Source organism: Comamonas sp. Z1, assembly GCF_008121555.1.
Classification (GTDB): Bacteria; Pseudomonadota; Gammaproteobacteria; order Burkholderiales; family Burkholderiaceae_C; genus Comamonas; species Comamonas thiooxydans.
On sequence record NZ_VOQT01000001.1, the window covers coordinates 396657 to 410836 of the forward strand.

The window sequence follows — 14180 nt, forward strand, 5'->3', positions numbered from 1 at the left end:
ACTTCTGGCCATTCGCGCAGGCGGCGCCCCTCTCGGGAGCATGCTCGCAGCAAGCTCCCGACACCTGCTGGATGATTGCAAGACTATTGCGCTGTTGAGCTCTGCGATGCTTTACTCGGCAGGTGGTTGATGCAAGTGTCCGGAACCGAGCCGTTTCCGACCCAGGTTGGTATTCAAGGACCTCAAGAATCAAGATGACAAGCTTTCGCTCTCACAAGCTTTTGCATCGCATCGTGCTCGGCAACCTGCTGGTAGCGGCCTTGCTGTGCTTTGCCACCTGGCTTGGCGTGCATGCCAATTACCGCGCGGACATGGACCTGGGAGTAGCCGTCACCAGGCACCAAGCGCGCAGCCTGAGCTTGGAGCTGGCTGCAGAGGTGCGACTGGTGGACAACGCTCTGTCATCGATTGCCAGTCGTTACCGCGCACGCAGCCTTGACGGACTTTCCGCGGCCAACTTTGCCTTGTACGAAATGCTTCAGGAACAGCGTGCCCTGATTCCTTTTGTCACCGCCCTGCGCATCACAGACAGTGCTGGCGAGGTACTCATCACTCCCAGCGAAATTGATGTGCCGTTTTCAGTGGCGGAACGCGCCTATTTCGCTCAAGCCCGCGCAACGGACCGAATGGTGGTGTCCGAGCCTCTGATCAGCCACTCCTTCGGAAAATGGTCTATCGTGCTGGCAAGGCGTCTTCAGGCCGAGGGCGGCCAGTTTCAGGGCATCGTCTATGCCATTGTCGCGGCCGAACATTTTCACCAGCTATTCCAGCGCCAGTCGTTCGGCACCAGCAGCGCCATGGCATTGCGCACCGATCAGGCACTGCTGGTCGCGCGCTATCCGGCTGCAAGCCAGGATGCCGACGCAGGTATCGGCAAGGCCGCTGTCTCGTCCGAATATCACCAGGCCATCAGCCGCAACAGCGAGGAAGGCTGGTACATCACACCGACCCTGATCGATGGCGTGGAGCGCATCACGGCCTACCATCGGCTGCCCGGATATCCTCTGACGGTGTTTACCGGGCTGGGTACGGAAGCCTATATGGCCATGTGGCGCGCCTCCGCCTGGCGTGCATGGGGTCTCGCCGGCTTGTGCATTGCCCTGATTGCTTTGGGTTCGGTAGCCCTGTACCGGCTGCAGCAGCGTGAACGCCGCATCCGCAAAGAGCAGGAACTGGTCATCAACAATGACCTGATCGGCATGGCTCGCCTGCGCGAGCGCAAGATCGTCTGGACCAACCCCGCCATGCGCCGTCTGCTCAAGCAGCCAGCAGCTGCACTGCAGGGTGCATCCACGCGCATGCTTTACCCCGACGAAGCCTCTTACAGGCGTATCGGCGAAAAAGCCTATGGCTCTTTGCTGGCTCGGGGCAAATTTCACGCTCAGTTCCAGGTGCAGAATGCCGAGGGCAAGCTTTTGTGGGTGGATGCATCCGGCACACTGCTGAATGCCGAAGAGTCGCTGTGGATTCTGGTGGACATTGACGCCCTCAAGCGAGGCGAACAAGCCGCCAATCACCTTGCCAACCACGACGCTCTGACGGGTCTGGCGAACCGCCGAGCACTTGAGGAAACGCTGAACCAGGAGCTGGCAGACGGCCAGATGCTTGCAGTGTGCTTCATGGATCTGGATGGTTTCAAACAGGTCAACGACACCCAGGGTCACGACGCAGGCGATGAGGTTTTACGTGTGGTGGCTGCCCGACTGACGGCCCAGGCTCGTGCCGGCGACTGCGTTGCCCGCCTGGGCGGCGATGAGTTCGTGGTGCTGCTATCGGGCTTGCACACTCCCGGTGAGGCCATGTCTGTCATGAAGCGCTGCATGGAAGCCGTGCGCCAGCCCATTGCACTGAATGGTGGAGTGATGGTGCAAGTCGGCAGCAGCATCGGTATCTCCATCAGCACCGCAGATAGTTCCTCGGCCAACCTGATGCAGAGTGCGGACGAGGCCATGTACTCGGCCAAACATGCAGGCAAGGGACGCATTGTTCAGCATTCGGACCTCTCGCAAGACTCCGAGGCTTGAGGCCATACCCTGCGACCAGCTGCATCTGTATATGTCCAGAGCCTATGATTGACAACGCCGTCAAGGCCAAAGCAGGTCATTTTGGAGACTCGCGGCCTGGCCGCGGCCGCAGTCGGCCAAGCCCAAGGGCCAGTCACCTGCTTCCGGCCAAAGGCAAACTGCCAGGGCTTTTGCAGGCCCGCCTGCCGCATATTCATCTGGCCGACCGCAGCCAGCCCTCTCTTGCCTATTCCTGTGCTCTTGGCGGCAGCCCTGCAGCCTTGCGAATGGGCTCCAGCAAGGCGCTGAGTCCGTTGTGGTCAAGCTCCTGCATCAAGGCCAGCAACTGACCGATCTCGCCCTTGGGAAAGCCCTCGCGGGCAAACCAGTTGAGGTAGTTGCCGGGCAGATCGGCAATCAAACGGCCCTTGTACTTGCCATAAGGCATAGGCACGCGCACCAGGCGCTCCAGCATTTCGGGATTCATGGCAGTCAATCGAAATCAGATTTTGTATAAAAAACGACGCTCTTATAACCAAATAAGAAAAATGTCCTGCAGACGTCGGTACACGGCACTAGACTATGCACCTTAGTTCGCTGCGGTCCAGATGAGGCCCGGAATTTATTGCAACTTGCTGAAGAAGGTCAGAACCAATGTTGAAGAAAGCTCTCTCTGCTATCGCTATTGCCACTCTGGCGCTGTCGGCCCAGGCTGCTGACGTGCTCAAGGTGGGCGCCACGGCCGTTCCTCACGCCGAAATCCTCAATCACATCAAGCCCGCACTGAAGGCTCAGGGCATCGATCTGGAAATCAAGGAGTTCAGCGACTACGTGCAGCCCAATGCTGCCGTGGAAGACAAGCAGCTGGATGCCAACTTCTTCCAGCACCAGCCCTATCTGGACAGCTACAACAAGGACCGCAAGACCTCGCTGGTGGCCGTACCCAACGGCAAGGTTCATGTGGAGCCCTTCGGTGCCTACTCCAGCAAGATCAAGAACATCAAGGATCTGAAGAATGGCGCTACCGTGGCCATTCCCAACGACCCCTCCAACGGCGGCCGTGCACTGATTCTGCTGGCCAAGCATGGTCTGATCGAGCTCAAGGATCCCAAGAGCCTGACCCCCACTGCTCTGGACGTCGTCAAGAACCCCAAGAAGCTGAAGTTCAAGGAACTGGAAGCGCCTTTGCTGCCCCGCGCACTGGCTGATGTCGACCTGGCCCTGATCAACACCAACTACGCAATCGAAGCCAAGCTCAACCCCACCAAGGATGCCCTGTTCATCGAAGGTGCCGATTCGCCCTACACCAATATCGTGGTGGCCCGCAAGGATCGCGCCAACGGCGCCGACATTGCCAAGCTGATGAGCGCTCTGCACTCTGCAGACACCAAGAAGTTCATTCAGGAAAAGTACAAGGGCGCCGTGGTTCCCGCGTTCTGATTCGCAAAGGCCTTAGAAACGTTGGTGCCCCCCATCCTCTACAGGGGATGACGGTCGCGCTGCGAAGAGCACGGTGGGCACAGGCACCTGCTGTGGCCCCGGGGCCGGACAGAACCGGCCACCGGCCACACTTGACGACCTGAGCCAGAAAAAAGCGCTGCTTCTGCAGCGCTTTTTCTTTTGATTTGATCGCTTATAGCGCTCTACAGGCAAGGGCTTAAAGCAACTTCCACTTGAGATTTCTCAATGCGAGGGTGCAGGCACCGAGTGCAGCAAAACCGGTGTCTCGCCATCGCCGTTGACGCTTTCCAGATGCACGCCAAATCCCCACAGGCGAGCCACATGCTTGAGAACCTCCTGTGCATCTTCTGCCAGCGGCCTGCCCTGGTACTGGGTATGCCGCAGAGTAAGACTGCGGTCGCCGCGCAGATTCACACTCCAGGCCTGAATATTGGGTTCGCGCGTCCCCAGGTCGTATTGCTGAGACAGCAACTGGCGCAGTGTGCGGTAGCCATCTTCATCGTGAATGGCACTGACCAGAACATCACGTTCCTCAGGGTCATCGTGCAGAGAGAACAAACGCATGTCGCGTATCAGGTGCGGGCTCAGAAACTGGCCGACAAAGCTCTCGTCCTTGTAATTGCGCATGGCGTGGTGCAGCGCCGGCAGCCAGGGCGTACCAGCCATGTCGGGAAACCAGCGGCGATCTTCCTCGGTCGGCTTTTCGCAGATCCGCCGAATATCACGGTACATGGCAAAGCCCAGCGCATAAGGATTGATGCCGCTGAAGGCCCGGTGGCCAGCGGGCGGCTGGTAGATCACATTGGTATGCGATGACAGCCACTCCAGCATCACGCCATCGGTCAGCCAACCCTCGTCATACAGAGTGTTGAGCAATGTGTAATGCCAGAAGGTGGCCCAGCCCTCGTTCATCACCTGAGTCTGGCGCTGCGGATAGAAATACTGGGCGATCTTGCGCACGATGCGCACGATCTCTCGTTGCCAGGGTTCGAGCAAGGGAGCGTTCTTCTCGATGAAATAGAGGATGTTCTCTTCGGGCTCTCTGGGAAAGCGCTCGCTGCCTTGCGTCGTGCTGTCCTTGTCCTTGTCCCTTCGGGCAGGAAGCGTGCGCCACAGCACATTGACCTGTTGCTGCACATAGGCTTCACGTGCCTCTCTCTCGGCGCGCTCGCGCGACAGGCTTTTATGCGAGGGACGGCAATAGCGGTCCACACCAAAGTTCGACAACGCATGGCAGGAATCCAGCAACTGCTCCACGGTGTCGAAGCCATAGCGTTCCTCGCATTGCGCCACATAGTCGCGCGCATAGACGAGATAGTCGATGATGCTGCCCGCGTCGGACCACATGCGAAACAGATAATTGTTCTTGAAAAAGCTGTTGTGTCCATAGGCCGCATGCGCAATCACCAGGGCCTGCATGGCCGTGCTGTTCTCCTCCATCAGATAGCTGATGCAGGGGTTGGCATTGATGACGATCTCATAGGCCAATCCCATATGGCCTCGTCGGTAGCGGCGCTCCGTGGCCAGAAACTCCTTGCCATAGCTCCAGTGCCGGTAATTGACCGGCATGCCCACGCTGGAATAGGCATCCATCATCTGCTCGGCCGTGATGATCTCCAGCTGATTCGGATAGGTATCCAGGCCGTAGCGCTCAGCCGTGGCAGCAATCGCCGCGTGATACTGTTCGATCAGCTCGAAAGTCCAGTCGCTGGGGTCGGGCAAGGGAGACGCCGGTCGCTGGGATGCCATCAAAGGTGCCTGCGGCACATCGCGAAAGCGCGGCTCCCCCTGGGCATGCGAATTTCCGGCCTTTCTGCTGGCGCTGAGATCCAGCACGGGATAGAGATTGAGGTTCATATCGATACCCCATCCTTCTTGAAGAGATCGCGGAACACCGGGTAGATCTCGTTGGCTGCCGATACCTTGCGCATGGCGAAATGGGGGAACAGCGGTAGCAGGCGGCTGTACTCTTCCCAGAGACTCTGCTCCTCGAGCACCACTTGCAGGTAAGCGTAGTAGCGCACCAGCGGCAATATTCTTTCGGCCAGAAGGCTGTGGCATTTGCCGCCGTCGTCGCTGAAGTTGTCGCCATCGCTGGCCTGGGCGACATAGATATTCCAGTCGTTGACCGGGTAGCGGGCCCTGATGATCTGTTCGAGCAGGACCAGCGCGCTGCTGACTACCGTGCCGCCGCTTTCCGTGGAGTGAAAGAACTCGTCTTCGGTGACTTCCGCCGCCTGGGTGTGGTGGCGGATGAAAACAATCTCGATCTTGTCGTAATGCCTTGTGAGAAACAGATACAGCAGGATGAAAAAGCGCTTGGCCAGCTCCTTGCGCTCCTGATCCATGGAGCCGGACACGTCCATCACGCAGAACATCACGGCCTGGCTGCTGGGCACGGGCACCTTGCTGCGATTGCGAAAGCGCAGATCCAGTTGTTCAAGGAAAGGCACTGCGCCGATACGCTCACGCAAGGTATCGATACGGCGTTGCAGCTCGGCTACTGACTCACTGGTGCCGTCATCCTGCGCCAGCAGAGCTTCAAGCTGTTCTTCCAGTACCTTGAGCTCACGGTGCGGAGCTTTGGTCAGCGCAATGCGCCGCCCCAGGGCGCCGCGCATCGTGCGCACCAGCGCCAGATTGCTGGGCGTGCCGTCATGGCTGTAGCCGGCGCGCCTTGTCTTGTATTGCAAGGTATTGCCGATGTGGTTGCGCAGCAGGCGCGGCAGCGCCAGATCTTCAAAGAAAAGCTCCATGAACTCTTCCTTGGTCAAGGTGAAAGTGAAGTCATCCTGCCCCTCACCGCTATCGCTGGCCTGCGACCCCGAACCGCCGCCCCCACCAGGCGGCCGGGCAATGCGGTCACCGCGCACATGCTCGCGATTGCCAGGCAGCACCATATCGCGGATACCGCCCTGACCATGCCTGAAGACCGGCTCCTGAATGTCTTTTTTCGGAATGGTGATGCTTTCCGCCTGATCGATATGGCGGATGTCGCGCGCAGACACGGCTTTGCGCACCGCCTCCGCGATCTGCTCTTTGAAACGCCGCACAAACCGCTCGCGGTTGCCCACCGATTTATTCTTGCCTGCGAGCCTGCGGTCGATGATATGCAGTGCCATCTGTGCTCCCATCTCCAGGGGCTGTTCTCAACTCAACCGTCCTGTCGGTGGCCGTGCCGGGCCACCGACACCGCTGTCAGCTGCTCTTGCGCACGCGCAGATACCACTCGCAAAGCAGACGCACTTGCTTGGGCGTATAGCCCTTGGCTTCCATGCGAGTGACGAAGTCCTCATGCTTGCGCGCATCTTCGGCACTGGCCTTGGCGTTGAAGCTGATCACCGGCAGCAACTCCTCGGTGTTGGAGAACATCTTCTTCTCGATCACCACGCGCAGCTTCTCGTAACTGGTCCAGCTGGGGTTCTTGCCTTGGTTGTTGGCCCTGGCCCGCAGCACGAAGTTGACGATCTCGTTGCGGAAGTCCTTGGGGTTCGCAATGCCGGCCGGCTTTTCCACCTTCTCCAGCTCGGCATTGAGCGCATTGCGATCGAACACCTCGCCGGTATCGGTGTCGCGGTATTCGCTGTCCTGAATCCAGTAATCGGCGTAGGTGACGTAGCGGTCAAAGATATTCTGACCGTACTCGCTATAGCTCTCCAGATAGGCAGTCTGGATTTCCTTGCCGATGAACTCGGCATAGCGCTGGGACAGATATTCCTTGATGAAACCTATGTACTTGGTCTCCAGCTCGGCCGGAAATTGCTCGCGCTCGATCTGCCGCTCCAGCACATACATCAGGTGCACGGGATTGGCCGCCACTTCGGTGCTGTCGTAATTGAAGACCTTGGCCAGTATCTTGAAGGCAAAGCGGGTGGAGATGCCCTCCATGCCCTCGTCCACGCCCGCGTAGTCACGGTATTCCTGATAGCTTTTGGCGCGCGGATCAGTGTCCTTGAGACTTTCGCCGTCATAGACCTGCATCTTGCTGAAGATGCTGGAGTTCTCTGGCTCCTTGAGGCGCGTGAGCACGGAGAACTGCGCCATCATCTTGAGCGTGCCAGGCGCGCAGATGGCGTTGGCCAGCGAAGACTCCCGGATCAGCTTCTCGTAGATGCGGACTTCCTCGCTCACGCGCAGGCAGTAAGGCACCTTGACAATGTAGATACGATCGAGAAACGCCTCGTTGTTGCGGTTGTTGCGGAAGGCCTTCCATTCGCTTTCATTGCTGTGCGCCAGCACCACGCCGTCAAACGGAATCGCGCCAAAGCCTTCCGTGCCCTTGTAATTGCCTTCCTGCGTGGCCGTCAGCAGGGGGTGCAGCACCTTGATCGGAGCCTTGAACATTTCCACGAACTCCAGCAGGCCCTGATTGGCCAGGCACAAGCCGCCGGAGTAGCTGTAGGCGTCGGTGTCGTCCTGCGAAAAGTTCTCCAGCTTGCGGATGTCCACCTTGCCCACCAGGCTGGAAATATCCTGGTTGTTCTCATCGCCGGGCTCGGTCTTGGCAATGCCTATCTGCTTGAGAATGCTGGGGTAGCGTTTGACCACTCGGAACTGGCGAATGTCTCCGCCGAATTCCTCCAGCCGCTTCACGGCCCAGGGCGAGAGTACATGCTGCAGACTGCGGCGCGGAATGCCGAACTCGTCTTCCAGCACCGGGCCGTCTTCCACGGGGTCGAACAAACCCAGTGGCGACTCGTTCACAGGCGATCCCTTGAGCGCGTAGAACGGTGCCTTTTGCATCAGGTATTTGAGACGCTCTGCAATCGAACTTTTACCGCCGCCCACAGGTCCCAGCAGATAGAGAATCTGTTTGCGTTCCTCCAGGCCCTGGGCCGCATGGCGAAAGAAGCTCACCACCTGCTCGATGGCATCTTCCATGCCGTAGAACTCAGAGAATGCGGGATAGCGGCGGATGACCTTGTTGGCAAACAGACGCGACAGCACGGGATCGTTGCGGGTATCCACCATTTCGGGCTCACCGATGACGGACAGCATGCGCTGTGAGGCTCCGGCGTAGGCCATGGGATCACGCTGGCAAAGGCTAAGGTACTCGTCCAGCGACATTTCTTCTTCACGCAGGCGAACGTAGCGTGCTGCGGAATTGCTGATGACATCCATATGACCTCCCGTGGCGGCACCAGGGCTCGAATCAGTGCCGCAAAGTTGCAAGGCATTCGTTACCGTGTGCGTCCGTTGTAGCACCTCGCTCCTAATTTGAATAGACCGAGATTCCTACAAATACGCAGTAGCCACGACAGCCAAAACCGCAAACCGGATAGCGCAAAAATCGGTCAAAAAATATGACTCGAAATGAGCATAGAAGTCTGTCCTCATGGAAGCAATAAAGCCCCCTATCTATCTGCCATCATTCAAGATTTCGACGACTAGCAAAACTGATCGGAACATCGCTTTATAGGCAATCTGGGCGGCAACAAAAAACGCTGCACAAGCAGCGTTTCGAACCATTGCAGCTACAGAAAACAGAGCTTGCCGCTTAAATTCCAAGGGTTATTCACTAGAAATATTTCGGCAAAGCATTGATGAGCAAGCGCTAGCAGCATCTCTTTTCATAGCATGGGTATTCATCCGGAAGTGGCTGCCGAAGCATCCACTGCGGGCGATTTGGTACCTGCGCGCGTCACGGCACTGCCCATGGCCGCTGCCATGATGCAGGCAATGGCGGTCCACTGCGTGGCCGTCAGGTTCTCGCTGAGCAGCAGCATGCCCATCAGTGCTGCAATGGCCGGTTCGGTCGCCAGCGCGATGCCGAAAGTGGCAGGCGGCAGACGGCGCAGAGCCAGCATTTCCAGTGAGTAAGGCAAGGCACTGGAGATGGCCGCCACCATCAACCCGAACAGCAGAATCGACGGCGTCAGCAACTTGACTCCAGCCTCTGCCACACCAAACGGCACCACCACCAACGCCGCGCACAGCAAGCCCAGGGAGACGGCCTGGCCGCTGGGGATATGGCCCAGCCTGCGCCCCAGCACGATGTAGGAGGCCCAGCAGATGGCGGCTCCGAGCGCGCAGGCAATACCCACCGGGGACAGGTTGAGGCCCGAAGCACTGCCACCCAGAGGAAGAATCAGTGCCAGGCCGACAACCGCCAGCGCCAGCCAGACAAAGTCCAAAGCGCGTCGTGAGTAGTAGATGGCCACGGCCAGCGGTCCCGAAAACTCGATGGCCACGGCCAGGCCAAACGGAATATCGCGCAGCGCCATGTAGAACATCAGATTCATGCCGCCCAGTGCCATGCCGAAAATCAGCAGAGCCTGTGCCTGCTGACGGTTGAGCGACCAGCGCCAAGGCCGCCAGACACACACCAGAATCAACGCTGCAAAGCCCACTCGCAGTGCCGATGTGCCCTGGGCACCGATCAGGGGAAACAGCTGCTTGGCCAGCGAAGTCCCCAGCCCGAGTGCAGTGACCGAGCCCAACACGGCCAACACGGGCCACCAATGATTCCAGCTGTTCTTTGACATAGGTGAGTACGATATTGCATGTCACCCGCGAAATTTGCTCGTTTTCAGCCCTGAATCTGCAAGATTCGCTCTCAACCCATCCAACACCATGCCTGCTGCCGACCTGGACTCCTTTGACCACGCGATTCTTGCCCTGCTCCAGCGTGACAACCTCATGCCGCAGCGTCTGATTGCTGAGCACATCAACCTCTCGGCCCCAGCCGTGCAGCGGCGCATCAAACGATTGCAGGAAACCGGGGTGATTGCCGCCAATGTGGCCGTGCTGGAGCCCGTCAAGGTGGGCCGCACGCTGACTGCGGTCATCACCGTGCAGCTGGTCAATGACAGGCCGGATCTGTCGCGCGGCTTCAGGGCGCGTATCGCCGACGAAGCGGCTGTGCAGCAGTGCTTCTATGTGACGGGCGAAACCGACTACATCCTGGTCGTCACGGCAACCGACATGGATGATTACCAGGCCATCTGCAAACGCCTGTTCGAAGGGGACGAAAACATTCGCCGCTACAGCACCTCGATCGCGCTGGAGCGCATCAAGACAGGTCTGCAGCTGCCGTTGTCTGCGCCATAAGGCGGTTCCGCCGTGCGACCGCCCGGCCGGAGTTGATGCAGGACGAGGTCTGCCTTTTGTCATGGAGGTTGGCACTGGCGCCACTGGAAACAAAATGCAACAATTACGTCATAAACCGGCTCAGATTCCGCACACAAACAAGAGTCCACTCTTGAGGAGACACGATGAACGCTTCTTCCGCCACCTCGCCCGATATGGCCACGCTGGTTGCCGATCGCACTCTGGACAAATATGCCAAGGACTACTTCCCCCGGCGCGAGCAAGTGACGATTGCCTTTCGTGGCGACATTGCCGAGAGGCACAACTATGACAAGATCCGCCCGCTCTCCGAAGCCCAGCGCCATGGCAGGCATATTGTGGTGATCGAGGGCCAGAGCCAGAAGACCGGAGCCACAGGCCACTACCGCATTGAATGCAATAGCTGGAACCTCATCGAAGCCGTGGGTCTGTGGGAACAAGCCGCAGAGGCTTGAAACCCGATGTGGGGGTGTGAAAGAGCCTGCAATGAATGGCGCTGGCGCAACTTGAGACTCAAATCTCCATTCCCAAAGCGCTGTTTGCCACCCACCAGGCCAGACACAGCATCATCACACCGGTGATACCGTCCATGACGCGCCAGGCACCGGGGTTGGCAAACAAGTGCTTGAGACGGCGCCCCGCCATCGCCAGCAGCACAAACCAGAGGCAGCTGGCCGAGGCTGCCCCCATCACGTAGGACCAGCGGCCCGCACCCTCCTGCTGGGCGCCAATCGAGCCCATCAGCAACACCGTATCCAGGTACACATGAGGATTGAGCAAAGTGATGGCTGCCAGCGCAGCCAGCACGCTCATCATTCCGCGTGGTGCAGCCCTGCGCTCGCCGGCCTCCATGGCGGCATCCGGGGCCAGCCACATGCGCCGCAAGGCGAAAAGGCCATAGGCCAGCAAGAATGCGGCGCCACCCAGCGTCAGATACTGGGCCAATGCCGGATAGCTGGCCAGCATCTGCGCCATGCCGGCCACCCCCAGCGCAACCAGCAGCCCGTCGCTGAGCACACACAGAGCCACGCAGGCCTTCACATGTTCGCCATGCACTGCCTGTCGCAGCACATACAGGTTCTGGGCACCTATGGAAACGATGAGCGAAGCGCACACCGTAAAGCCTGCAATCCAGGCGGAATAGAAATTAGTTGTCATGTCCATGAGTCGCTGACTCCTCCAAACCGGCCCGGATTCTTGCTCTGCGAAGCAATTAAGTAAAATTACATTTACTCAATTCAATGAAGAATTTCTAATGTTGGACTACGCGGGACTGGAAGCGCTTGCCGCTGTATTGCGCGAGGGAAGCTTCGAGCGTGCGGCGCGCAAGCTGCATGTCACCCCCTCCGCCATCTCCCAGCGCATCAAGCTGCTCGAGGAACGCGTGGGGCAGGTGTTGGTGCTGCGCGGCACGCCTTGCACCGGCACGGAGGCCGGCCGACGCCTGTGCCTGCATGTGGAGCAGGTGGCGCTGCTGGAAAACGATTTGCGACGCAAGAACCCCGAGCTGGTCCCCGAAGGACAGACCGCCCTGCCCACGCTGAAGCTGGCGGTCAATGCCGACTCCCTGTCGACCTGGTTCATGGATGCCATGGCGGCCTTCACGCAGGATGGCAACGAGCTGCTGGACATCAGCATTGACGACCAGGACCACACGGCCAAACGCATCAAGGAAGGCGAAGTCATGGCCGCCGTCACGGCCACGGGCTCGGCGATTGCAGGCTGCAACACCTGGCCGCTGGGCCGCATGCGCTATATCGCCGTGGCCAGCCCGGAGTTTGTGCAGCGCCACCTGGCCCAGGCCGAGTCGGATCGGGAGCTGGCCCAGATGCTGGCCAAGGCGCCAATGATGTACTACGGCCGCAAGGACAGCCTGCAGGACCAATGGCTGCACGGCCTGGGGCTGGACGGACGGCGCAACAATGCGCGTCACTTTCTGCCCTCCAACCAGGGCTACACACGTGCCGTGGAACTGGGCATGGGCTGGGGCATGCACCCGGCCCAGCTGATCACCCCGCAGCTGGCCAGTGGCGATTTGACGGAACTGCTCCCGGGCAGAGATCTCCACATCCCCATGTACTGGGCCCATACCCGCAATGCCCAGGCCAGCCTGCAACGCCTGACCGACTGCATCATCCATGCCGCAGCTGCCTGGCTGGAGCCCATGAAGGACTAGCTCAGTCTGCTGAAGACTTTTTCAGGCCGTAATAGAACACCCAGGCAGCCGCCAGGTAGAGAAAGGGATAAAGCGCCAGATAAGGCACCAGATGCAGATAGGCCGACCATCGGTCGGCCGCGAAAAAGCTTGCATACACCAAGGCCGCAAGCAATGCCCCGCTACCTGCCAGCAGGCCGGCATAGGCCAGCAAGGTGGTCAGACGCAAGACCGGCCTGCCGCGCTCGACCAGCAGCAACCGGCCCGAACACAGCTGCACGGGAATCTGATAGAGGCGAGCAAGTGCCATCAGAAAGACGATGGGCACCAGGATCAGAGGCAGGAAAAACATGTCTCGCAGCGCAATCAGGGGCGATGCTCGGACTCCACATGGCGCACGGCCGCCCTGGCCTGGGTGAGCATATGAAAGTCCAGAATGCGTGTCGCCATGATGGTCTCCCAGAGGAAGCAGCACAGCGCCAGCACAAAGGCCAGCACCCCCAGCAGAAAGCTGAAAACGGCATAGCCGTGGCCGCTGACGCCGTAGGCCTGGCCCACGAACAGCAGCACGATGGTCAGCCCTATGCACATGCCGCACAGCGTCAGCAGCGCGATGGAGACGTTGGCCAGCCGCCCGCGCTCGCGCAGAAAATGCAGCTCCTTGAGATGGCGGGCGATCAGATCGTGATCGTCCAGGGTGCGCAGGCTTTCCTCCAGCTTGCGGGCCCGGTCAATGATGCGGGCCAGCCGCCCCGCTACGGAGCCAATCATGCCGGCCACGGCAGTCAGAAAAAAAACCGGCGCAACAGCGAGCTGAATGCTGTGGGTGACGGTCTGTGCGTCGATGGACCAGATGCTCATGGTGTCCTCAAAATCAGGGGGCTGTCTCAGCCTCTATTTTTATGCACAAATATCAGCTCAGTTTTGACTGCGGCCACTCAAAAGCAGTCGCCACCGACATTTCAGGCGGCTGCAGCCTGTTTGGGCATCGGATATCGATCGCAGACGGTGTCGACACAGGGCATGAACTCTGTGCCTTGCAGCACCGGCGTCGCGCTGAACGCGATGGCCACCCCGTCTCTGCGCCTCGACGCCTCAAAGGAATCACCCAGATCTCCCAGACGATGTCTGGATGCGCTGCTATATAATTTTTCAGCGAAACAAGTCACGGCATTGCGATGCCGCAGGCTTTTTTCCCCATGCAACAGGTGCCCGGTACTTCATCGGGTTAAACGGGAACAAGGTTCAAAGCCTTGGCTGCCCCCGCAACGGTAAGCAGATCGAATCACTTCATGGCTTTTGCGCTTGCACAAGCCCGCCACTGATGTTCTACGTGGCCTCTTCGGAGGTGCGCGGGAACGCCGGGAAGGCGAAGTGACATGCCTCGCGCAATCTGCCAGCCCGGATACCGGCCTGTTGAGCGCTGACCGCCCGGGCCCAGTTCCGGCAGTCGGCATGTGCAACGAGCGTCTGCGGGGAGCAGCGTGACGGCA

General features: G+C 59.3%; 13 protein-coding genes and 1 riboswitch. Of the genes, 5 read left to right on the forward strand and 8 right to left on the reverse strand.

Annotated features, from left to right (window positions below):
* The first annotated feature begins 194 nt into the window (after window positions 1-194).
* A complete protein-coding gene (locus FSY45_RS01745) occupies window positions 195-2024 on the forward strand; it encodes a sensor domain-containing diguanylate cyclase (protein WP_012838052.1) in 1830 nt (609 codons plus the stop codon).
* 226 nt (window positions 2025-2250) lie between these two features.
* On the opposite strand, the gene FSY45_RS01750 is transcribed toward FSY45_RS01745, so the two are convergent.
* A complete protein-coding gene (locus tag FSY45_RS01750; protein ID WP_003062948.1) occupies window positions 2251-2490 on the reverse strand; it encodes a DUF3820 family protein in 240 nt (79 codons plus the stop codon).
* Window positions 2491-2657: 167 nt separating this feature from the next.
* On the opposite strand from FSY45_RS01750, the gene FSY45_RS01755 reads away from it, so the two are divergent.
* Entirely contained in the window at window positions 2658-3443 is a 786-nt protein-coding gene (locus FSY45_RS01755) for a MetQ/NlpA family ABC transporter substrate-binding protein (protein WP_003055852.1), read from the forward strand.
* Window positions 3444-3686: 243 nt separating this feature from the next.
* Here FSY45_RS01755 and FSY45_RS01760 read toward each other — a convergent pair whose 3' ends face one another.
* The 4 genes from FSY45_RS01760 to FSY45_RS01775 form a co-directional block, all read right to left on the reverse strand.
* The gene (locus FSY45_RS01760; protein ID WP_003062951.1) at window positions 3687-5321 is read right to left on the reverse strand and encodes a SpoVR family protein; all 1635 of its coding nucleotides are present in this window, start codon (window positions 5319-5321) and stop codon (window positions 3687-3689) included.
* Entirely contained in the window at window positions 5318-6586 is a 1269-nt protein-coding gene (locus FSY45_RS01765) for a YeaH/YhbH family protein (RefSeq protein WP_003062953.1), read from the reverse strand. The genes FSY45_RS01760 and FSY45_RS01765 overlap by 4 nt, the downstream gene beginning before the upstream one ends.
* 76 nt (window positions 6587-6662) lie before the next feature.
* A complete protein-coding gene (locus FSY45_RS01770) occupies window positions 6663-8585 on the reverse strand; it encodes a PrkA family serine protein kinase (protein WP_003062956.1) in 1923 nt (640 codons plus the stop codon).
* 464 nt (window positions 8586-9049) lie between these two features.
* The gene (locus FSY45_RS01775) at window positions 9050-9949 is read right to left on the reverse strand and encodes an EamA family transporter (protein ID WP_046461946.1); all 900 of its coding nucleotides are present in this window, start codon (window positions 9947-9949) and stop codon (window positions 9050-9052) included.
* Window positions 9950-10037: 88 nt separating this feature from the next.
* Between FSY45_RS01775 and FSY45_RS01780 the strand changes: the two genes are divergently transcribed.
* Window positions 10038-10514 carry an Lrp/AsnC family transcriptional regulator gene (locus tag FSY45_RS01780; protein WP_003062959.1) on the forward strand — a complete coding sequence of 159 codons (477 nt, stop codon included), beginning with the start codon at window positions 10038-10040 and terminating at the stop codon, window positions 10512-10514.
* 164 nt (window positions 10515-10678) lie between these two features.
* Window positions 10679-10987 (forward strand): hypothetical protein, encoded by a 309-nt coding sequence (locus tag FSY45_RS01785; RefSeq protein ID WP_003062961.1) that lies wholly within the window; start codon window positions 10679-10681, stop codon window positions 10985-10987.
* Window positions 10988-11045: 58 nt separating this feature from the next.
* On the opposite strand, the gene FSY45_RS01790 is transcribed toward FSY45_RS01785, so the two are convergent.
* Window positions 11046-11696 carry a LysE/ArgO family amino acid transporter gene (locus tag FSY45_RS01790; RefSeq protein WP_003062963.1) on the reverse strand — a complete coding sequence of 217 codons (651 nt, stop codon included), beginning with the start codon at window positions 11694-11696 and terminating at the stop codon, window positions 11046-11048.
* 91 nt (window positions 11697-11787) lie between these two features.
* On the opposite strand from FSY45_RS01790, the gene FSY45_RS01795 reads away from it, so the two are divergent.
* The gene (locus tag FSY45_RS01795; protein WP_003062964.1) at window positions 11788-12708 is read left to right on the forward strand and encodes an HTH-type transcriptional regulator ArgP; all 921 of its coding nucleotides are present in this window, start codon (window positions 11788-11790) and stop codon (window positions 12706-12708) included.
* Window position 12709: 1 nt separating this feature from the next.
* On the opposite strand, the gene FSY45_RS01800 is transcribed toward FSY45_RS01795, so the two are convergent.
* Both FSY45_RS01800 and FSY45_RS01805 read right to left on the reverse strand, forming a co-directional pair.
* A complete protein-coding gene (locus FSY45_RS01800) occupies window positions 12710-13039 on the reverse strand; it encodes a hypothetical protein (protein ID WP_046461945.1) in 330 nt (109 codons plus the stop codon).
* Window positions 13040-13053: 14 nt separating this feature from the next.
* Window positions 13054-13548 (reverse strand): DUF2721 domain-containing protein, encoded by a 495-nt coding sequence (locus tag FSY45_RS01805; RefSeq protein ID WP_003062966.1) that lies wholly within the window; start codon window positions 13546-13548, stop codon window positions 13054-13056.
* 328 nt (window positions 13549-13876) lie between these two features.
* A riboswitch (cobalamin riboswitch) is annotated at window positions 13877-14119 on the forward strand.
* The last annotated feature ends 61 nt before the right edge of the window (window positions 14120-14180 follow it).